The following is a 20,605-nucleotide window of genomic DNA, read 5'->3' on the forward strand; positions in this document are numbered from 1 at the left end:
GGATTGTGAGTCCGGTAGAGCGCTGTCCTCTAAATGTCCGTGTTCTTGCACCGAGTGTGATTTTGGCCGCCAGTATGATAAAATTTGATTTACTTTAACAGGACTGCAGCATGGGAATGCAGAGCCTGGGGACAAATGCTAGGAGGAATGCAAAGTGGCCTTTCGCGTATCCGCGGTTCAATATCATTTGCACACGATCACTTCATTTGAGGCGTTTGCCGCCCGTTGTGAGCATTACATCAAGACGGCGGAGGAATTCAGTACGGACTTTATTCTGTTTCCGGAGTTCCTTACGACTCAGCTGATGTCCATCGGAGACGGACAGGGGAATGCCCTGGGCATTGAAGATCTGCCGCAGTTTACGGAGCAGTACCGGGAGATGTTCTCCGGTTTTGCACAAAAGTACAACGTACATATCATCGGTGGTACGCATGTGCTGCGCCGGAACGGTAAGCTGTACAATGTAGCCCATCTCTTTTACCCTGACGGAAGAATTGCCGAGCAGGCCAAGCTGCATATTACTCCCGCTGAGGTAGAAGGCTGGAATATGGGGGCGGGTGAAGGCCTTGAGGTCTTTCAGACGGATAAAGGAACCATTGCCATGCTAACCTGCTACGATATTGAATTCCCGGAGATTGTGCGGATGGCCAGAGCCAAGGGGGCAGATGTCATCTTTTGCCCGTCCTGTACGGATGACCGCCACGGCTTCCACCGGGTCCGCTACACCAGCCATGCGCGTGCGATCGAAAACCAGATCTATGTCGTGCTGACAGGAACCGTTGGTTCGCTGCCGACCGTTGATCTGATGCGTGCAAACTTCGGGCAGGCTGCTGTTATCACACCTAATGATATCCCGTTCCCGCCAAAGGGACTGCTGGCCGAAGGTGAGATTAACGATGATATGATCATTACCGCCGACCTGGACCTGGAGCTGCTGTACCGGGTGCGTGAACGCGGGTCGGTAACGACCTGGCGCGACCGGAGAACGGATCTGTACACAGACTGGACGTAAAGGAGCCGGGCAAAAATGTATAATAAGCGTTTTTTTGCTTTTGACGGTAAAATACCGGTTCCCGCTGTGATCCGGAATTACACGCCTGCCGATTTTGACGAACTGATCACTATACAGGCCGAAGCTTTCCCGCCTCCTTATCCGGTGGAGCTGCTATGGAACCGGGAACAGCTGCATAATCATGTGGAGCTGTTTCCAGAGGGGGCACTCTGTGCGGAAGTGAACGGCGAGCTGGCTGGTTCGGTAACGGGCCTGAAAATTCATTTTAATGAAGAAGCGGCTCATAACAGCCATACCTGGTCTGAGGTGACAGCGGACGGATATATCACTACACATCAGCCTGACGGCAATACACTGTACATTGCAGATCTGTGTGTGCGTCCAAAGTTCCGCAAGCTGGGACTTGGCAAGGAGCTGGTGCAGTCGCTGTATCATGTGGTAGTGGAGCAGAGACTGGAACGGCTGCTGGGTGCGGGAAGAATGCCGGGCTATCATAAGGAGGCTTCCCGGCTTTCGGCAGAGGATTATCTTGCCGGGGTGACCGGCGGACAGCTGGCTGATCCGGTTATTACATTTCTGCTGCGCTGCGGACGGACGCCGCTTGGTGTGGTGGAGGAGTACCTTGAAGATGAGGAGTCCTGCAACTACGCGGCACTGATGGAGTGGCGTAATCCTCTCTTATAGAAAAGACAGGTAAAGTCAGCATTTAAATCAGAGTACCGGAGGAGATTCTACTATGGAATATGTAAGAATTACTGCCCTTTCTGATCCGTTGTTCAGACAAGTACATAATCTGCTGAGTGAGGTGTTCCCGCCGGAAGAGGTGCTGGAGTTCAGCCTGTGGCAGGAGCCGCTGGAGGATCCGGGCATCCGTGTATTTGCAGCTGTCCATGAAGGTACCGTAGTCGGCACTACCGAATACCGTTACTATCCCGACTGGAACGTGGCGATGACCGACTTCACTGTGATCGGCCGTGAAGGTCTGGGAATCGGGCGTTTCCTGGCCCGGAGCCGCCTGAAGGATCTGAATAAGCTTGCGGCAGATAACGGCAAAGAGCTGTACGGCATGTTTGCGGAAATCTACGATCCATACCGGGTGGAGGATTTCGGATTTGGCGGCGTTAAGCCGATGAACCCGTTTGTCCGCCGTGAGGTATTATCCCACCTCGGGTATGAACGGCTTGATTTCCCGTATGTCCATCCGTCCTGGCAGGGCGACGGCAAAGCTGTAACGGGGCTGGATCTCTGTTTTATGCCCGGACAGGAAGGACAGGATTCGGTAGAGGCAGCTCTGGTAGCAGACTTCCTGACCCGTTATTATGCGGTGCTTGAAGATAAGCCTGCTGCCTGGCATGCGATGGTGGAGCAGCTGCGCTCCAGAGATACGGTGAAGCTGCTGCCATTGTAGCAGCCGGAATTGCAAAGAAGATAAGATTTATTCATTGAATTGCTCATCCGAACTGGATATAGTGTACAATGGGTAAGCGAATATGCCTTGAATTTATGAATAGAACGATAAGCGAGGAACAGAGAATGTCTGAATTACAGTCCGGCAAATACGGTGTTACTGTTACTCTGGAAAGCCGGCAGGACGGGCAGACAAATGTAATCACGGCTGCCGGGGAAGCTTTTTCCAAAGGGGAACAGCTGTTTATCCGTTATGAAGAAGCGGAGCAGGGCCCGCAGGGGGAAGCTGTATCCGTCCGTACGATGATAAAGATTACGGACCGCGAATTGAAGCTGATCCGGCACGGGAGCGTTGAGTCCGAGCAGTCTTTCGAGACTGGGCGGCAGTTACCGGGCTTCTACCGCTCTCCATACGCACAGTTTAATCTCTCTACCGAGACGCGGGAGCTGGATATTACGCGTAATGGACGTTCGCTGAAGGTCTCGTGGGAGTATGACTTGTACGTCTATGGGGAGTTATCAGGACAGTTCGCTATCAGTTTGTATATACAGGAGGAACCACAATCATGACACAAAGTTCAAATCCGCTGCAGCTTGCTAATGAGCGGGTCAAAGAAGCGGTTGCAGGTGCCATTCTTGCTGCCGGTCTCGTAACGCAGGAAGAGCTTCCGGCCATTGCGCTGGAAGTGCCAAAGGACAAGGCCCATGGAGATCTGGCCACCAATGCCGCGATGCAGCTCACCAAAATTGCCAAGCGCAATCCGCGGCAGATCGCCGAAGCCATTATTGAGCATCTGGACACCGCATCTGCTTCAATTGAAAAAGCCGAAATCGCCGGTCCGGGCTTCATTAATTTCACGCTCTCCAAGAGCTACCTGTACCCGGTTATCGCTCTTGTTTCAGAGCAGGGCGATCATTACGGCCGGATTGAGACTGGCAAAGGCAAGAAGGTAGAAATGGAGTTTGTCAGTGCCAACCCTACCGGCAGCCTGCATCTCGGACATGCCCGCGGCGCAGCTGTCGGCGACGCACTCTGCAATGTGCTGGATTTTGCCGGTTACCAGGTAACCCGCGAATACTACATTAATGATGCCGGTAACCAGGTGAACAATCTGTGCAAATCGATCGAAGCCCGTTACCTGCAGGAGCTTGGCCAGCCGGCGGAAATGCCGGAGGACGGTTACCACGGTGAGGACATCAAGGGCTTTGCCAAGGATCTTGTCGCTGAGAAGGGCGATACCCTGATGGAAATGACCCCTGGAGACCGTGCGGCATTTTTCCGTACCTACGGGCTTACGAAGGAGCTTAACAAGATCAAACGCGACCTTGAACGCTTCCGTGTAAATTTCGACATCTGGTTCAGCGAGACCTCGCTGTACGAGAACGGCCAGGTGCTGCGCTCGCTGGATGAGCTGCGCGACCGCGGCGAAGTATATGAGCAGGACGGCGCTACCTGGCTGAATACGACCAAATACGGCGATGACAAGGACCGCGTGCTGATCAAGAACGACGGCACCTACACCTACCTGACTCCGGATATCGCTTATCACAACGATAAGTATGAGCGCGGCTACGATACTATGATCAACATCTGGGGTGCCGACCACCACGGCTACATCCCGCGGATGAAGGCCGCTATGTCGGCGCTTGGCAATGATCCTGAGAAGCTGGTCGTGCTGATTGCCCAGATGGTCAGCCTGTTCCAGAACGGCGAGAAGGTTAAAATGTCCAAACGTACCGGTAAGGCCGTTACTATGGAAGACCTGATGGAAGAAGTCGGACTCGACGCGATCCGCTATTTCTTCACCATGCGCAGCATGGATTCGCATCTTGATTTCGATATGGATCTGGCGATTTCCACATCCAATGAGAATCCTGTCTATTACGTGCAGTATGCGCATGCGCGGATCTGCAGTATTTTCCGCCAGGCTGAGGAGCAGGGCATCACCGTGCCGGCTATGGATCAGATCGACTTCAGCAAGCTGACGGCTGTTCACGAATATGACCTCCTGCGCAAGATCGGCGAGCTTCCTGCCGAGATTGCCATTGCTGCCGACAGCTATGCGCCGCACCGCCTGATCCGCTACGTGTACGATCTGGCTGCGCAGTTCCATAGCTACTACAAGGCTGAGCGCGTCATCACTGACGACGCTGCCCAGACCGTGGCCCGCCTCGCCTTACTGGGCGCGGCCCGCACCACCATCGCCAACGTCCTGCGTCTCGTTGGCGTTACCGCACCTGAGCGGATGTAACACCCGCTCAGCACACCAAGCACCGCCTCCTCTGGGGAGGCGGTGCTTTTTTGTCCCGCCGCTGCGCGCGGCGGGCCCTCACGGGCCTACGCCTTCGCGGCAGCGGCGGCGGCCCGTTTGGCTCTTGCGCCTGCGCGCAGCAGGCGCAGGGCATCGGCTGCGCCGCCGCCGAGGGCGGCGCGGCGCTGGCCCTTGCGCAGCCGCACCGGCAGGGCCGTGCGGCGCAGGAGCTGCTTCAGCTCGCGGGGCGTCAGCGCCGGACGGAGCGCGAGCAGCAGAGCTGCGGCACCGGTGACATGGGAGGTCGCCATGGAGGTGCCGCTCATTTCCTTGTAGCCCTCCCGCAGCCAGCAGGAGGGCACACCCTCGCCGGGCCCGTATACGTCGATATACGGGCCGCGGTTGCTGAAGGCCGCGACGCGGTGCCTCCGGTCAAGAGCGCCGACGGCAATCGTCTCGGGATAACGGGCCGGGTAATCCCCGCCCCGCTTGCCGTCGTTGCCGGAGGAGGCGATGATGGCGATCCCGGCCCGGTAGGCCTTGATCACCACATCATGCAGGGCCTTGCTCCGCGTCTTCATGCCGAAGCTCATATTGATGATGTCGATCTTGTTCTGTACGCACCAGTCGATGCCAAGTACAATGTCAGACACATAGGCGGAGCCGTTATGGTCAAAAGCCTTGACCGGATAAAGCAGCGCCCGCGGAGCCACGCCCATCATCCCGCGCGTGCCTCCGGCTGCAGCAAGTGTGCCGGCAATATGGGTGCCGTGCCCGTTGTCATCCAGCGGCAGCATCCCGCGGTGGAGCAGATTAACGCCAGAGGCAAGAGAATGCTTCAGATCGGGATGCCGGAAATCGACCCCCGTGTCGATAACGCCGATTTTTACATGGACGCCGGTGGATCTGGACCAGGCCTGCGGGGCATGAATCGCTTTCACACCCCATGGCATCATTGCCGTGCCGGTGTTTTCCGCCGGGAGAGAGTGGACCCGAATTCTAAGGTCTTCTTCTATGCTTAAGGAAGCAGCGAATTTATCCATCAGCTTCTCCGCCCCGGCGGCCGGCACAAAAAAAGCTTTGATCAGGCTCGAGACCTGAACCTGCCGCAGCCCCGGACGTTTTGATTTCAGTGATTTCCACTGCGACAGGGCTCCGGCGTACTGACGGTGATCATTAAAGGTCACGATGCGCCGCTCCGCACTTTTGGGGGCAGCCGATATCTCCTCAAGCAGCAACTGCCAAAATCCGTAATAATCCATAAGTTACGCCGTCCCCTCCTCGCTGCCGTGCTGCCATATTGTATGAGGGGAGGCAGACGTCCGAATGGGAACTTGCCCTTTTTTAACGAAATAGGCTGCCCATCGTGTCAAAAGGCGGAGCTTTACATAAAATAAACAGAAGAGATTTTGAGCTCTCTTTGCAACATCCCGTAAGGAGCCGATCCTTGGCGTGGATACAGTCATGTGCGGAGGAATTTCCTCCGCCTTTTTAATGGCCGCACCTATTTTACATATTATTCCTGTTTATTTCTGCCTTCCTGCCGCATTTGACTTGCATTTTGCCCTCAAATAGGTTTTACTTAGTTTTGTTAATATGCGTGAGAGGAAGTGTCCTTTAGTGAGTACGCCACTCAATTTAAAGCTGGACCCTGAGAAAGTTAAAGAAATGCCGATGGTCGACCTGGCCTTCCTGGTGCTTAAAGCGGCCAATACGCCCTATTATTACCGTGATCTTATGGTCGAAGTGGCCAAGCTGCGCGGTATGACCGAAGAACAAACCAACGATACGATTGCCCAGTTATATACCGAGATCAACATCGACGGGCGTTTTGCCTGTGTCGGAACCAATCTGTGGGGATTGAAACGCTGGTATCCGCTTGAACGCTCCGATGATCCAGTCGGCAACTCTAAGCGTCCGCGTATCATCAACGATGAGGACGACGATGAAGACGATGACTTCGCCGAAGAGGAAGATAACTACGCTGCAGAGGAAGAGGACTTCGATGCGATTGACGAAGACCGCGACGACCTCTATTCCGACGACGACAGCGAAGAGGAAGTTGACGAAGATGTGGTCATTGATGATGACGACATGGACGAAGACGAGGATGAAGAGGATTCTGAAGACGATGACAAAGAGGATGCTGACGGCGACGGAGACAACGATTATTAATATCGCAGACCCGCTGAATTCCTCCCTTGACATGGGTGGTACCGCCAGAGTAAACTATTGCATGGGCTTCTAATGAAAGTTAATATGTTTTCTAAAATAAAAAGTGCCCCGGCTCTACGGGTGTCACTTTTTTTATTTTTTTAGATGGTTTTTCCGTGTTTTGCAAAATATTAGCAGTATAAGTCTAGGGACTTACACAGGTCTGATATTTCTTGCAGAAACAGATGCCGCCTTCCCTGAAGAACGGCGAAGCCGTTTCTACTTGGGTGGATCGCCTTTCATTTTTGGCGGCGGAAGTAACTTTGGTTTCCCCCGTTTTGATGATGGAAAAAAGGGTTACGATAAACAGAAGCGTCGCCTGAATTTCTGGACTTTATTTAGGAGGGTTTTACAGTGACAAAGTATATTTTTGTAACGGGTGGCGTTGTGTCCTCCCTGGGCAAGGGCATTACTGCCGCTTCGCTGGGCCGGCTGCTCAAAAACAGAGGTCTTAAGGTGACAATCCAAAAGTTCGATCCTTATATTAACGTAGACCCGGGGACAATGAGCCCTTATCAGCACGGGGAAGTATTTGTAACAGATGACGGCGCGGAGACTGACCTTGATCTTGGACACTACGAACGGTTTATTGACATTAACTTGTCCAAGAACAGCAATGTGACTACAGGGAAGATCTATTCCTCGGTCATCAGCAAAGAGCGGCGCGGCGAATACTTGGGCGGAACCGTCCAGGTTATCCCGCACATCACGAATGAAATCAAGGAGCGCGTGTTCCGGGCAGGACGTGAGACAGGCTCTGACGTAGTTATCACTGAAATCGGCGGTACCGTAGGCGACATCGAAAGTCTGCCGTTCATGGAAGCTATCCGTCAGATCAAGAGCGATATCGGCCGGGAAAATGTAATGTACATTCACGTAACCCTGATTCCTTACATCAAGGCTGCCGGTGAAGTGAAAACCAAGCCGACACAGCACAGTGTAAAAGAGCTGCGCAGCATCGGAATTCAGCCGAATGTGATTGTATGCCGTACGGAATATCCTTTGACTGATGATATGAAGGCCAAACTGGCCTTGTTCTGTGATATTGACAAGAACGCCGTAGTAGAGTGCCGCGATGCCTCCACTCTATATGAAGTTCCGCTGAATCTGCGCGACGAAGGACTGGATGAAATTGTAGTCAATCACCTTAAGCTGACTACACCGGCGCCGGATATGCGTGAATGGGAGAGCATGCTGAGCCGGATCCAGCAGCTTGAGCGTACGGTTGAAATTGCAATTGTCGGTAAATATGTAGCTCTGCATGATGCTTATCTGAGTGTAGTGGAGTCGCTGTCCCATGCCGGTTTTGCAGCCAATGCAGAAGTCAAAATCCGCTGGGTGGATGCTGAGCTGATTACTGACGAGAATGTGGGCGAGATGCTCGGCGGCATCGGCGGTATCCTTGTTCCGGGCGGTTTCGGGGACCGGGGTATTGAAGGTAAAATTTCCGCAATCCGTTATGCCCGTGAGCAGGCGATTCCGTTCTTCGGTATTTGCCTGGGGATGCAGGTATCTGTAATCGAATACGGCCGTTCCATCCTGGGACTGGCTGGTGCGAACAGCTCGGAGATTGACCCGGCTACACCGCATGCTCTGATTGACCTGCTGCCTGAGCAGAAGGATATTGAAGATATGGGCGGAACAATGCGCCTTGGCCTCTATCCTTGTAAGCTGTTGCCGGATTCACTGGCAATGTCCTGCTATGAGGATGAGCTGGTGTATGAGCGTCACCGTCACCGGTACGAGTTCAACAATGCTTACCGCGATGAGATTGAAAAAGCAGGCCTGGTTATCTCCGGAACATCGCCGGACGGCCGCCTGGTTGAAATCGTAGAGCTTCCAGGACATCCTTGGTTCCTGGCAGTGCAATTCCATCCGGAATTCATTTCCCGTCCGAACCGTCCGCAGCCGCTGTTCCGTGAATTTGTTAAAGCTTCCCTGACGCATTCAGAGCAGCTGTAGTTTTTATATAAATGACCCTCCATGGTCTTAGAAAGCCTCCTGACGGAGGCTTTCTTTTAGATATAAGAGCACAATTGTCTATAAACCGGCAGTAAAGGTCACCATTTTATGGAATCATTTTACCCTTTTTATCCAATTAGCAGGATTTTGGCTGCAAAGCACGAATTATAGGTTTCGTATAGACTGATGAGTCATAATGGGCCGCTTGCTGTGAGAGGGCGCGGTATAGACAACTGCCTTAAATCTGGGAGGGTATGATATGGAAAAGAGAAAAGTGTTAATCGTCGATGATCAGAACGGAATCCGCATTCTCCTGATGGAAGTGTTTAACAGCGAGGGGTATACCACCTATCAGGCTGCTAACGGAAAAGCGGCGCTTGATATTGTCCAGAAGGAATCCCCGGATCTGGTTCTGCTTGATATGAAAATTCCGGGCATGGACGGGCTGGAAATTCTGAAGCATCTGAAGCAGCTGAATCCGGCCATTAAAGTGATTATGATGACGGCATACGGAGAGCTTGATATGATTAAGGAAGCTACAAAGCTTGGCGCGCTGATGCATTTTACGAAGCCGTTTGACATTGATGAGATGCGGGTAGCGGTGAATATGCATCTTCAGGGGCAGGCCGGTTAATATGTCTCAGTCTTCTTGATATAGATGGTTTGGTTTCAGACTTTTATGGATACTCTAAATAGGATAAGTCTGCCCTGTGACGGGGTTGGATAAATATCGTCCCACCGGGACATTTTTTTGCGTGCCCTATTTAGTATTTGACACAGGATGTGCTATAATAAGCCTGTATGTGATGTGGGCTTATATATAGGCAACCAACATTCTTAGGAGGATTGAAACCATGCCATTAGTATCGATGACTGACATGTTAAACAAAGCACTTGAAGGAAAATATGCAGTAGGCCAGTTCAACATTAACAACCTGGAGTGGACTCAGGCGATTCTTGGTGCAGCAGAAGAAGAGAAATCCCCGGTAATTCTTGGTGTTTCCGAAGGCGCTGCGCGTCACATGGGCGGATTCACTACTGTAGTGAAGATGGTTGAAGGACTTATTCACGACATGAAGATCTCTGTTCCTGTTGCCATTCACCTGGACCACGGTTCCAGCTTTGACAAATGTAAAGACGCTATCGATGCCGGATTCACTTCCGTTATGATCGACGGTTCCCACCATCCAATCGCTGAAAATATCGAAATGACCAAAAAAGTTGTTGAATACGCACATGCTAAAGGCGTTTCCGTTGAAGCCGAAGTTGGTACAGTAGGCGGACAGGAAGATGACGTTATCGGCGGTATCCAATATGCAGACCTTAACGAGTGTATCGCTCTGGTTAAAGAAACAGGCGTTGATACTCTGGCTCCGGCGCTTGGTTCTGTACATGGTCCTTACCATGGCGAGCCTAACCTCGGTTTCAAAGAAATGGAAGAAATCCGCGATGCAGTTAAGCTTCCGCTCGTTCTTCACGGCGGTACCGGTATTCCATTGCACGATATTCAGAAGTCCATCTCCCTGGGAACTTCCAAAATCAACGTAAACACTGAGAACCAGATTGCCTTCGCAAAAGTGGTTCGTGAAGTGCTTGCTGCTAAACCGGATGCTTACGATCCTCGTACATTTATTGCACCAGGCCGTGAAGCTATCAAACAGACCGTTATCGGCAAAATCCGCGAATTCGGTTCCAGCAACAAAGCCTAAGCTGTTTCGCCTCAGGCGGACAAGCTGTTTATTATTGTAGATCGTCTAATATGGATATCCTTTTGTCTGAAACGTGTGCCGTCCTTATTGCAAGGGCGGCGCAGCCGTTTCTTCTTCACACCAATAAGCCACAGCAGGTATTGCCAGGGCAAGCTGCAATACACGTAGGGGGAAACAGATAATTCTATGGAAAAATTAATGATTGGCGGTGGACGTCCGCTAAAGGGCGTTGTAACCATCAGCGGAGCGAAGAATAGCGCCATTGCGCTTATTCCTGCGGCTATTTTAGCTGAATCTGAAGTTGTTCTGGATAATTTGCCGTCCCTGAGTGATGTAGCCGTATACTCCGAAATTCTTGAAGAGCTTGGCGCGACTGTCTCCTGGACAGGCAGCCAGATGAGAATCGACCCCTCCCGTATTGTTTCCATTCCCATGCCTAACGGACCAGTCAAAAAACTTCGTGCCTCTTATTATATGATGGGCGCGCTGCTTGGAAGATTTAAAGAAGCGACTATAGGTCTGCCTGGAGGCTGTAATTTTGAGCCCCGTCCGATTGATCAGCATATCAAAGGTTTTGAAGCACTTGGGGCAACTGTGACTAATGATCATGGTTCTATTCATCTGTATGCCAAGGAACTACGCGGTGCAAAAATTTATTTAGACGTATCGAGCGTCGGTGCAACGATTAACATTATGCTGGCGGCTTCAAGGGCCAAAGGCTCTACAATTATCGAAAATGCGGCTAAAGAGCCTGAGATTATAGATGTAGCTACCCTGCTTAACTCAATGGGCGCTGTTATTAAAGGCGCCGGTACAGAAACCATCCGGATTGAGGGCGTTACCGAGATGCATGGCTGCCGCCATTCCATCATTCCTGACCGGATTCAGGCTGGAACATACATGATTGCTGCAGCGGCAACGCGCGGCAATGTACTAATAGATAATGTAATCCCTAAGCACTTGGAGGCGTTAACGGCCAAGCTGCTGGAGATGGGGGTTGGTATTGAGGAGCTGGATGAGAGCATCCGTGTGATCGGCAGACCCAAATATGAGCATGTCGATGTAAAAGCGCTGATCTATCCGGGCTTCGCTACCGATCTGCAGTCTCCGATGACAAGTATGCTTACCCAGGCTGAAGGGGTTAGTGTGCTGAGTGACTTCGTATACAGCAACCGGTTCAAGCATGTTCCCGAGCTGGTGCGCATGGGCGCGAAAATCCGTGTCGAAGGACGATCGGCAATTATTGAGGGTGGCAGGCTTAATGCTGCCAAAGTAAAAGCGGCTGACCTGCGTGCAGGCGCAGCGCTTGTTATTGCCGGCCTGACTGTAGGGGACGGAATTACTGAGGTAACCGGCGTAGAATATATCGACCGCGGTTATGACAACCTGGTAACTAATATGCGCGACCTTGGGGCTGAAATCTGGCGCGAGGAAGAATAATCGATAGGATTATCTGATTCTTGGGGGAGATTTTGCGGTTGTACTGCATATCTCCTTCCAAATCGGGTAATCCTATCCTAATGAGCAATTTAATAGATTTATATTTTATAAAAATTGAATAGGTGGTTATTACATGGATCTTCAAATTTCCGATCTGGAAGAAATGAAGCTGACCGAGCTGTATAAGCTGGCCAAGAAATACCAGATTCCTTACTACGGACAGCTGAAGAAACGGGAGCTGATTTTCGCCATTCTCCGGGCACAGGCGGAGCAGAGCGGGCTTATGTTTATGGAAGGCGTGCTGGAAATTTTACCGGAAGGCTACGGTTTCCTGAGGCCGATTAACTACTTGCCCAGTGCGGAAGATATTTATATTTCAGCCTCACAAATCCGCAAGTTTGATCTGAGAAGCGGCGATCTTGTATCAGGAAAATGCCGCACACCCAAAGAAAATGAACGGTACTTCGGTTTGCTTCAAGTCAATGCCGTCAACGGCGAGAATCCTGCCAGTGCAGCTGAGCGCCTGCATTTCCCGGCACTAACACCTCTTTATCCGCAAGATAAGCTGCCGCTTGAGACTTCCCCTACCCATCTCTCGACCCGAATCATGGATTTACTCGCTCCTGTAGGACTGGGGCAGCGCGGTTTGATTGTAGCACCTCCCAAAGCAGGGAAAACGCTCCTCCTGAAAGAAATTGCCAACAGTATCTCCACAAACAATCCCGAGATTGAGCTGTTTGTACTGCTGATTGATGAACGCCCTGAGGAAGTAACGGATATGCAGCGCTCGGTCAAAGGCGAGGTAGTAGCTTCTACTTTTGATGAGCTGCCAGAGAACCATATCAAAGTTGCAGAGCTTGTGCTGCAGCGCGCACTGCGTCTTGTTGAGCATAAGAAGGACGTTGTTATTCTGCTGGACAGCATTACCCGGCTTGCACGCGCTTATAACCTTGTGGTTCCGCCATCCGGACGCACGCTCAGCGGAGGTATTGATCCTGCGGCCTTCCATCGTCCTAAACGGTTCTTTGGTTCTGCGCGTAACGTGGAGGAAGGCGGAAGCCTGACCATATTGGCAACAGCGCTGATCGATACCGGATCACGAATGGACGATATTATATATGAAGAATTTAAGGGTACGGGCAATATGGAGCTTCATTTGGACCGCAAGCTGGCAGAACGCCGTATTTTCCCGGCGATCGACATCCGCCGCTCCGGAACACGCCGCGAAGAAGTGCTGCTGAGCAAGGAAGAACTGGATACCATCTGGGCTATCCGCAAAAATATGAACGAATCACACGACTTCGTAGAGGGCTTCCTCAAAAAGCTGCGTGACAGCAAGACCAATGCTGAATTCCTGGCATCGTTTGATGTGGCCGGAAATAAGGAGTCAGCCGCGAGCGGTACAGCAAGTAGCGGGGGAACCTCCAACAGCGGTGCATCTGCACGGAGAACCTCACGGCCTAAGACACCTACTGTCCCGACAACCTGAGAATAGAGAATAAGAGGAGATTATCATGTATCTGGTATATGCCGATGAACAAGGAAATGTATATGATCATCCGGAGCTGTACGGGCTTGCACGCAGCGGGGATATGATCGTTGAGATGCTGGAGGAGGAGCTGATTCCGCTGCCGGAAGGAGCTACACTCGTTGGATTGCCAAGCACCAGGGCTGTAGGCATGAATCCGGAAACGGGTGAAATGCTGCCGCTGCCGGAGGGCTCGCAGGCTGTCGGAGCACTGCTGCCGCAAGGCTTTACGAGACTGTGCCTTCCCGGCTATGTCAAGACAGACAAGTCGTATAAGCTTCCGCTCTTCGGCTATTCCGCTGTAGTGTGGAAGGATGGCGGCTTCTATGTTGCTGCAGATCCGACGGATAATCCGGATAAGTGGAACCCCCTTAATTGTGACCGTGGAGAAGTAGAGGTTGGAGTAGGCGACTTGAAGGCAAAATATCCGGAGAACCGGCTGTACGATCATCTTTCGAACTGTGCGCTGGGCTACGAATGCCTCACCTCCTCCAATACCTTTTTAGGCCGGTGGGAGGGTGCTGTCCCTGTATCCTATTCGTGCAATGCCGGCTGCTTTGGCTGCATATCGGAACAGCCTGACGACAGCGGATTCGTCTCACCGCAGACCCGGATGAATTTCCGGCCTACGGTAAGCGAAATTTCCCAGGTCATGCTGGAGCATCTGAAGACCCCGCAGTCGATCATCAGCTTCGGCCAGGGCTGTGAAGGTGAGCCTTCTACCCAGGCTAAGCTGATTATTGACGCGATCCGTGAGGTCCGGGCGACTACTGATATGGGTTACATCAATATTAATACCAATGCCGGACTCAGCGACCACATCCGCGGAATTGTGGATGCCGGGCTTGACCTGATGCGGGTCAGCACGATTAGTGCGCTGGATGATCACTATAACGCGTATTACAAGCCGCGCGGATATACACTTGCCAACGTGGAAAAGTCACTGAAATATGCTGCTTCCCAGGGCGTGTATACATCGATTAACTATTTGATCTTCCCCGGAGTAACAGACCGTGAGGAAGAGATTGAGGCAATGGTTGAGTTTTGCCGGCGTACTGAGCTTAAGCTGATTCAGATGCGTAATCTTAATATTGATCCTGAGAGCTACCTTGGACTGATTCCTCCTGCACAGGGGGAGATTCTGGGTATGAAGACAATGCTCGATATTTTCCGTGAAGAGCTGCCGGATGTAGTCATTGGCTCGTACACACATGTGCCTCCGGCAGAGCTTACCCGGGTAAAAGGGCGCCGTGTCACCCTTTAGACTGGAACTTGGATTCTGTGATCTAAAGATATTGCAGTGTCCGGAGTTTCGTGCTAAAATGTCGTTGTGCGTTTAATAACTCTGGGTCCGCATGAGGCCTAGGGCAAGAGAGGTGAAATTGAAATGCAAGAAGCCATTCAACCGAAGTACCACGTTACTAATGTGACATGCGCTTGCGGCAACACTTTCGAATCCGGTTCTGTTAAACAGGAACTGCGCGTCGAAATTTGCTCCAACTGCCACCCGTTCTTCACTGGCAAGCAGAAATTCCTGGATGCTGGTGGTCGTGTCGATAAATTCAAAAAGAAATACGGTATCTAATTGCCAACGCCGCGTTGCGGCTTAGCATTGAAAAACTCCCCGGGTGTCTCATTCGGGGAGTTTTTATTTGTCGTTTTAGAGGAGAGGTTGATTTTTATCCGGGTGTGAGCTATACTTATCTTCGCCGTGCTAGACGGGGAGGTAGCGGTGCCCTGTAACTCGCAATCCGCTGTAGCGAGGTTGAATTCCTGTTAGAGGTGCTGTCGATGTGAGGCCTTGGTTCCTGCGGGCTGTGTTGACGGTTGGGTCCTCCGCAATGAGTGCTTGTGAACCTGGTCAGGTCCGGAAGGAAGCAGCCATAAGCAAGTTTACTCTTGTGCCGGAGGGTGGCCTAGCCCGAGCAGTTCCGTAGGGTTGCCGCTTGGATCGCAGTCATCAATAACAGGTGCACGGTTTATAACAGCTAATAATAGCATCTTTGCCACAAGCGAAGATGCTTTTTTGTTTTTGGTCAAAGCCTGGGGAATATAGTATAATAAATTAGCTACAAATGCCGGAAAGCGGCAGTCTAAGAGAGGGTAATGCATAGTGGAACATATCGCGCTGTACCGTGCTTGGCGGCCGCAGTCGTTTCAGGACATGGTAGGGCAGCAGCACATTATCCAGACGCTGCAGAATGCAATCCGTGAACAGCGGGTCTCTCATGCCTACCTGTTCAGCGGCCCGCGCGGAACGGGGAAGACGAGTGCGGCTAAGGTACTCGCCAAAGCGGTCAATTGTGAGCGCGGACCAGGCCCGGAGCCGTGCAATGAGTGTCCATCCTGCCTAAGGATAACTGCGGGGAATATCATGGACGTGCAGGAGATAGATGCGGCATCCAACCGCGGGGTAGAGGAAATACGCGACCTGCGGGATAAGGTGAAGTATGCGCCTACCGAAGTACGCCGTAAAGTGTATATTATTGATGAAGTGCATATGCTGACAACAGAGGCGTTCAATGCCCTGCTGAAGACGCTGGAGGAGCCGCCCCCACATGTAATGTTTATACTGGCCACGACAGAGCCTCATAAATTGCCGGCGACGATTATCTCCCGCTGCCAGCGCTTTGACTTCCGACGGGTTTCACTGGAAGAGCAGAGCGGCCGTCTGGCCGAGATCTGCCAGAAAGAGGGGATTACCGCAGATGCGGATGCCCTCCAGTATATCGCACGGCTCTCTGACGGAGGTATGCGTGATGCACTCAGTATACTGGATCAGATATCGTCGTTTACAGACGGTCAAGTGACCTATCAGCAGGTGCTTGGCATGACCGGAGGCATTCCTTCCGAACAGTTCGCAAAGCTTGCTACTGCGATTCTTGAAGGGGATATGGGCCGGTTGCTGGAACTGGTAGAGCAGCTTATGCAGGAAGGCAAGAGTGCTGATAAATGCCTGGAGAACCTGCTGTACTATTTCAGGGATCTGCTAATGATCAAAATGGTTCCTGGTGCCGATAAGTTGACAGACCGGGTGCTTAATCCAGAGGAGTTTCGTGAAATGGCAGCGGGGTTTTCCCGTGAACGGCTGTTCCAGATCGTCGATACTTTAAACCGTTATCTTGGTGAGATGAAATATGCAACACATCCGCAGACGCTGTTTGAGGTAGCGTTGATGAAGCTGTGCACCATGCAGCAGGACGCGGCAGTGCCTTTAACATCTTCTTCACCACCGGCTGGAGCTATTCGTGAGCCATCGGCTGGCGGACAGCCTGCAGCTGCAGGCGAGCTGGAGGTCTTGAAACGGCAGATTGCCGCGCTTGAGAAGAAGCTGGAACAGGCTATACAAGCCGGTGGTATTTCCGGAGGCGGGAGGGATCAGGCTGCCGGACATCGGGCTCCTGCTGCAAGCCCGGCTCCGCGTGTTTCATCAGGCTCCAAGCTGCCTCCGCAGCTCGATAAATTCATTGCCAGTAAGGATGGTCCTGACTCTAATGCCGTTTATAAGCAGTGGAGCACTGTGCTACAGGCCGTGAAGGAAGAACGGGTTACGGTTCATGCCTGGTTTGTTGACGGAGAGCCGGTATCCGTTATGGATGATGCGGTGCTGGTGGCTTTTAAGAATACTATTCACCGTGAAACTACTGAGAAGCCGGCTAACCGGCAGGTAATCGAGAATGTATTTGCTACCCGTCTGGGCAAGCCATACCGGCTGGTGACGATGATGCTGCGTGACTGGAACGATGCTTCGCAGAAATCAGCTGCCAAACCGGGTAATGAGGAGCTGCGGCTGGAGCATGAACATGATGCTGCTGAAGAGAAGACTGAACCATGGATTGACGAGGCGATCCAGCTGTTTGGGGAAGACCTTGTTGTCATAAAGGAATAACCTTTTAGCCTATCAGCGCATAAGCGCATTCCAAAGGAGAGACGATCAATGAATAATATGAACCAAATGATGAAACAGGTTAAGAAAATGCAGGAGCAAATGCTCAAAGCACAGGAAGAGCTTGGCAGCAAGACAATTGAAGGCACATCCGGCGGCGGTGTAGTCACTGTACAGGTTAACGGACACAAAAAACTGCTGTCCATTCAGATTAAACCGGAAGCTGTAGATCCGGATGATGTTGAAATGCTGCAGGATCTTGTAATTACTGCTGTTAACGATGCGCTCACCAAGGCAGAAGAGCTGGCTAACAATGACATGGGCAAATTCACTGGCGGAATGAAGATCCCGGGACTTTTCTAGGCCCGCTACACTCTAGCCCAAAGGAGAATCATCGCTTTGTATTATCCAGAACCGCTAGCCAAGCTGATTGATGCTTTTACGCGTTTGCCCGGAATAGGGCCGAAGACAGCAGCACGGCTGGCTTTTCATGTGCTTAACATGAAAGAGGACGAAGTTATTGATTTTGCCAAGGCGCTGGTCAGCGTCAAACGAAATCTTCATTACTGCTCTGTCTGCTGTAATATTACCGATACCGATCCGTGCCGGATCTGCCAGGACAAAACCCGTGATTCCTCGGTAATCTGCGTGGTTCAGGAGTCCAAGGATCTTGTTGCCATTGAGCGTACTAAGGAGTTTGACGGTTATTATCATGTGCTGCAGGGGGCAATCTCCCCGATGGAAGGCATCGGTCCTGATGATATTCGTCTTAAAGAGCTTCTGACACGGCTAAGTGACGAAAGAGTCAAAGAGCTTATTATGGCCACTAATCCGAACATTGAAGGGGAAGCTACAGCTATGTATATTTCCCGCCTTGTCCGGCCGTTCGAAATTAAAATCACGAGAATAGCCCATGGCTTGCCTGTAGGCGGCGATTTGGAGTATGCGGATGAAGTAACTCTGTCCAAAGCTCTGGAGGGCCGGCGCGAGCTGTAAAGCGTCTGTGTTGGATATATCATAGCTTTATATGAGAGAAGCCTGAATGGCTTCTTTTTTTTGTATATACAGCAGCAGCACGCCTTTCTTAATTCCCTCAACGTCTAACAGTCCTCTCCCCGCTTTTAGTTCTAAGTTTGTCCCTTTGTCGATATGAATGAGAATATGCAGCAGTGCGTACAAGGCCTGCGTGAGCTGGATTTTTCATAAGGGGGAGTTAATATGCGGTGGTGGGGAAGTGCCCGGCAGGAAAGCAGCGGTAAAAGCTACAAGGAGACAAGCGTGGAGGAAGACTGGCGTGTATTCCTGGAGGTACGCAATGCTCAGCTCGAGTGGGAGAGAGCCCATATGATGTTCAATGAAGCATTGGGTCAGGATCAGATCGACTATGCAATATTCATCCTGGAGGCAGCTGAGCGAAAGTACCAGATCCACCTTAAGCATGCCAAGAGCCTTGGAATAAACCGCAGCAGGATGTAAAGCTTCAGATACTCTGATAATGGGGAGAGAGAACGGGATGCGGACTATTGCTTTAGCGGTCCTGATCGGATCGGCAATTCTGCTTGGCTTGATTGTATTCCGTAAAAAGCTTGGTTTGGCTTGGCTTACTGTATTCGGGACTCATCTGGTACTGGCGGCGTTAGGGATATATGTGGTTAATTTTTCGGGTTTGCTTACGGAGGTTTATATTCCTCTAAATCCGGCAACAATTGGCGCAGTAACGGTTTTAGGGCTCCCTGGGGTATTGATGCTACTTGGTTTAAAAATAACTTTGTTTTAATGGTTGACGGGGCCTGAGAATTTATGATATATTAATTCTCGGCCCTTCGGACAAGGTATTCATCAACAACTTGTTCAAAAGGAAAGCGAAAAAAGAAATTAAAAAAACGCTTGACTTAATCGAAGAGGTTATGATATATTATAAAGGTCGCTGATGACGAGAACATGAAAGTCAACGACGAGCTTGATCTTTGAAAACTGAACAACGAGTGAGTATCGGAAATCACTTCGGTGAGATCCAAAAGTAGAGAATGTAAATTCTCGTCAGATGTTTCAAAATGAGCAATCGCTCTTTCTAAATACCAATTTGGAGAGTTTGATCCTGGCTCAGGACGAACGCTGGCGGCGTGCCTAATACATGCAAGTCGAGCGGAGCTTATCCTTCGGGATAAGCTTAGCGGCGGACGGGTGAGTAACACGTAGGCAACCTGCCCCTTAGTCTGGGATAACTACCGGAAACGGTAGCTAATACCGGATAATTTCTCTTTTCGCATGAGGAGAGAATGAAAGGCGGAGCAATCTGCTGGTAAGGGATGGGCCTGCGGCGCATTAGCTAGTTGGTGGGGTAACGGCTCACCAAGGCGACGATGCGTAGCCGACCTGAGAGGGTGAACGGCCACACTGGGACTGAGACACGGCCCAGACTCCTACGGGAGGCAGCAGTAGGGAATCTTCCGCAATGGGCGAAAGCCTGACGGAGCAACGCCGCGTGAGTGATGAAGGTTTTCGGATCGTAAAGCTCTGTTGCCAGGGAAGAACGTCCGGTAGAGTAACTGCTACCGGAGTGACGGTACCTGAGAAGAAAGCCCCGGCTAACTACGTGCCAGCAGCCGCGGTAATACGTAGGGGGCAAGCGTTGTCCGGAATTATTGGGCGTAAAGCGCGCGCAGGCGGCTATTTAAGTCTGGTGTTTAAACCTTGGGCTCAACCTGAGGTCGCACTGGAAACTGGGTGGCTTGAGTACAGAAGAGGAAAGTGGAATTCCACGTGTAGCGGTGAAATGCGTAGAGATGTGGAGGAACACCAGTGGCGAAGGCGACTTTCTGGGCTGTAACTGACGCTGAGGCGCGAAAGCGTGGGGAGCAAACAGGATTAGATACCCTGGTAGTCCACGCCGTAAACGATGAGTGCTAGGTGTTAGGGGTTTCGATACCCTTGGTGCCGAAGTTAACACAGTAAGCACTCCGCCTGGGGAGTACGGTCGCAAGACTGAAACTCAAAGGAATTGACGGGGACCCGCACAAGCAGTGGAGTATGTGGTTTAATTCGAAGCAACGCGAAGAACCTTACCAGGTCTTGACATCCCAATGTAAGCATTAGAGATAGTGCCCCTCTTCGGAGCATTGGAGACAGGTGGTGCATGGTTGTCGTCAGCTCGTGTCGTGAGATGTTGGGTTAAGTCCCGCAACGAGCGCAACC

At 51.5% G+C, this 20,605-nt stretch carries 19 protein-coding genes, 1 rRNA gene and 1 other RNA gene (1 of these 21 cut by a window edge); 20 read left to right on the forward strand and 1 reads right to left on the reverse strand.

What is annotated here, in order from left to right:
• Positions 1-154 precede the first annotated feature (154 nt).
• From NST84_RS00555 to argS, 5 genes are all read left to right on the forward strand, one after another.
• Positions 155-1,012 (forward strand): carbon-nitrogen hydrolase family protein, encoded by an 858-nt coding sequence (locus tag NST84_RS00555; protein ID WP_342563760.1) that lies wholly within the window; start codon positions 155-157, stop codon positions 1,010-1,012.
• Positions 1,013-1,027: 15 nt separating this feature from the next.
• Positions 1,028-1,696 carry a GNAT family N-acetyltransferase gene (locus tag NST84_RS00560; RefSeq protein WP_342563761.1) on the forward strand — a complete coding sequence of 223 codons (669 nt, stop codon included), beginning with the start codon at positions 1,028-1,030 and terminating at the stop codon, positions 1,694-1,696.
• Between the two features lie 52 nt (positions 1,697-1,748).
• Complete coding sequence (locus tag NST84_RS00565; RefSeq protein WP_342563762.1) at positions 1,749-2,420, forward strand: GNAT family N-acetyltransferase; 672 nt, start codon at positions 1,749-1,751, stop codon at positions 2,418-2,420.
• 125 nt (positions 2,421-2,545) lie between these two features.
• Positions 2,546-2,989, forward strand: coding sequence for a DUF1934 domain-containing protein (locus NST84_RS00570; RefSeq protein ID WP_342563763.1), 444 nt, complete (start codon positions 2,546-2,548; stop codon positions 2,987-2,989).
• Entirely contained in the window at positions 2,986-4,671 is a 1,686-nt protein-coding gene (gene argS / locus NST84_RS00575; protein WP_342563764.1) for an arginine--tRNA ligase, read from the forward strand. Before NST84_RS00570 ends, argS begins: the two co-directional genes overlap by 4 nt.
• An 86-nt stretch (positions 4,672-4,757) precedes the next feature.
• Here the strand turns inward: argS and NST84_RS00580 are convergent, their stop codons facing one another.
• On the reverse strand, positions 4,758-5,933 hold the full coding sequence (locus tag NST84_RS00580) for a S8 family peptidase (RefSeq protein ID WP_342563765.1): 1,176 nt from the start codon (positions 5,931-5,933) through the stop codon (positions 4,758-4,760).
• A gap of 358 nt (positions 5,934-6,291) precedes the next feature.
• Here NST84_RS00580 and rpoE point away from each other — a divergent pair, with 358 nt between their 5' ends.
• The 15 genes from rpoE to NST84_RS00655 all read left to right on the forward strand — a co-directional run.
• Complete coding sequence (gene rpoE / locus NST84_RS00585; RefSeq protein WP_342563766.1) at positions 6,292-6,846, forward strand: DNA-directed RNA polymerase subunit delta; 555 nt, start codon at positions 6,292-6,294, stop codon at positions 6,844-6,846.
• A gap of 393 nt (positions 6,847-7,239) precedes the next feature.
• The gene (locus tag NST84_RS00590; protein WP_342563767.1) at positions 7,240-8,847 is read left to right on the forward strand and encodes a CTP synthase; all 1,608 of its coding nucleotides are present in this window, start codon (positions 7,240-7,242) and stop codon (positions 8,845-8,847) included.
• Positions 8,848-9,106: 259 nt separating this feature from the next.
• Positions 9,107-9,481, forward strand: a complete 375-nt coding sequence (locus tag NST84_RS00595; protein ID WP_039868984.1) for a response regulator — start codon at positions 9,107-9,109, stop codon at positions 9,479-9,481.
• A gap of 220 nt (positions 9,482-9,701) precedes the next feature.
• Complete coding sequence (gene fba / locus NST84_RS00600; RefSeq protein WP_277472744.1) at positions 9,702-10,556, forward strand: class II fructose-1,6-bisphosphate aldolase; 855 nt, start codon at positions 9,702-9,704, stop codon at positions 10,554-10,556.
• A gap of 186 nt (positions 10,557-10,742) precedes the next feature.
• Complete coding sequence (locus NST84_RS00605) at positions 10,743-11,996, forward strand: UDP-N-acetylglucosamine 1-carboxyvinyltransferase (protein WP_342563768.1); 1,254 nt, start codon at positions 10,743-10,745, stop codon at positions 11,994-11,996.
• A 133-nt stretch (positions 11,997-12,129) separates the two neighbouring features.
• A complete protein-coding gene (gene rho / locus NST84_RS00610; RefSeq protein ID WP_342563769.1) occupies positions 12,130-13,485 on the forward strand; it encodes a transcription termination factor Rho in 1,356 nt (451 codons plus the stop codon).
• Between the two features lie 25 nt (positions 13,486-13,510).
• The gene (locus tag NST84_RS00615; protein ID WP_342563770.1) at positions 13,511-14,788 is read left to right on the forward strand and encodes a radical SAM protein; all 1,278 of its coding nucleotides are present in this window, start codon (positions 13,511-13,513) and stop codon (positions 14,786-14,788) included.
• A 123-nt stretch (positions 14,789-14,911) separates the two neighbouring features.
• On the forward strand, positions 14,912-15,109 hold the full coding sequence (rpmE, locus tag NST84_RS00620; protein WP_342563771.1) for a 50S ribosomal protein L31: 198 nt from the start codon (positions 14,912-14,914) through the stop codon (positions 15,107-15,109).
• Positions 15,110-15,233: 124 nt separating this feature from the next.
• An RNA gene (ffs, locus tag NST84_RS00625) (signal recognition particle sRNA large type) lies at positions 15,234-15,502 on the forward strand.
• 135 nt (positions 15,503-15,637) lie between these two features.
• Complete coding sequence (gene dnaX, locus NST84_RS00630) at positions 15,638-17,413, forward strand: DNA polymerase III subunit gamma/tau (RefSeq protein WP_342563772.1); 1,776 nt, start codon at positions 15,638-15,640, stop codon at positions 17,411-17,413.
• Between the two features lie 48 nt (positions 17,414-17,461).
• A complete protein-coding gene (locus NST84_RS00635; protein WP_068722305.1) occupies positions 17,462-17,773 on the forward strand; it encodes a YbaB/EbfC family nucleoid-associated protein in 312 nt (103 codons plus the stop codon).
• 36 nt (positions 17,774-17,809) lie between these two features.
• Positions 17,810-18,406: a recombination mediator RecR gene (recR, locus tag NST84_RS00640; protein ID WP_342563773.1), complete on the forward strand. Its 597-nt coding sequence runs from the start codon at positions 17,810-17,812 to the stop codon at positions 18,404-18,406.
• A 222-nt stretch (positions 18,407-18,628) separates the two neighbouring features.
• A complete protein-coding gene (locus NST84_RS00645) occupies positions 18,629-18,886 on the forward strand; it encodes a hypothetical protein (RefSeq protein WP_342563774.1) in 258 nt (85 codons plus the stop codon).
• Positions 18,887-18,923: 37 nt separating this feature from the next.
• A complete protein-coding gene (locus NST84_RS00650; RefSeq protein WP_342563775.1) occupies positions 18,924-19,187 on the forward strand; it encodes a pro-sigmaK processing inhibitor BofA family protein in 264 nt (87 codons plus the stop codon).
• 303 nt (positions 19,188-19,490) lie between these two features.
• Positions 19,491-20,605: ribosomal RNA gene (locus NST84_RS00655) — 16S ribosomal RNA — on the forward strand (it continues 433 nt past the right edge of the window).

The organism is Paenibacillus sp. FSL R7-0345 (assembly GCF_038595055.1).
In the GTDB taxonomy this organism is placed as follows: Bacteria; Bacillota; Bacilli; order Paenibacillales; family Paenibacillaceae; genus Paenibacillus_AQ.

Excerpts from the sequence above, each read along its gene's own strand:
- NST84_RS00560 (WP_342563761.1), top strand. The coding sequence starts at position 1,028 with ATGTATAATAAGCGTTTTTTTGCTTTTGACGGTAAAATACCGGTTCCC.
- NST84_RS00565 (WP_342563762.1), top strand. The coding sequence starts at position 1,749 with ATGGAATATGTAAGAATTACTGCCCTTTCTGATCCGTTGTTCAGACAA.
- NST84_RS00570 (WP_342563763.1), top strand. The coding sequence starts at position 2,546 with ATGTCTGAATTACAGTCCGGCAAATACGGTGTTACTGTTACTCTGGAA.
- argS (WP_342563764.1), top strand. The coding sequence starts at position 2,986 with ATGACACAAAGTTCAAATCCGCTGCAGCTTGCTAATGAGCGGGTCAAA.
- NST84_RS00580 (WP_342563765.1), bottom strand. The coding sequence starts at position 5,933 with ATGGATTATTACGGATTTTGGCAGTTGCTGCTTGAGGAGATATCGGCT.
- NST84_RS00595 (WP_039868984.1), top strand. The coding sequence starts at position 9,107 with ATGGAAAAGAGAAAAGTGTTAATCGTCGATGATCAGAACGGAATCCGC.
- fba (WP_277472744.1), top strand. The coding sequence starts at position 9,702 with ATGCCATTAGTATCGATGACTGACATGTTAAACAAAGCACTTGAAGGA.
- NST84_RS00605 (WP_342563768.1), top strand. The coding sequence starts at position 10,743 with ATGGAAAAATTAATGATTGGCGGTGGACGTCCGCTAAAGGGCGTTGTA.
- rho (WP_342563769.1), top strand. The coding sequence starts at position 12,130 with ATGGATCTTCAAATTTCCGATCTGGAAGAAATGAAGCTGACCGAGCTG.
- NST84_RS00615 (WP_342563770.1), top strand. The coding sequence starts at position 13,511 with ATGTATCTGGTATATGCCGATGAACAAGGAAATGTATATGATCATCCG.
- rpmE (WP_342563771.1), top strand. The coding sequence starts at position 14,912 with ATGCAAGAAGCCATTCAACCGAAGTACCACGTTACTAATGTGACATGC.
- NST84_RS00635 (WP_068722305.1), top strand. The coding sequence starts at position 17,462 with ATGAATAATATGAACCAAATGATGAAACAGGTTAAGAAAATGCAGGAG.
- NST84_RS00645 (WP_342563774.1), top strand. The coding sequence starts at position 18,629 with ATGCGGTGGTGGGGAAGTGCCCGGCAGGAAAGCAGCGGTAAAAGCTAC.
- NST84_RS00650 (WP_342563775.1), top strand. The coding sequence starts at position 18,924 with ATGCGGACTATTGCTTTAGCGGTCCTGATCGGATCGGCAATTCTGCTT.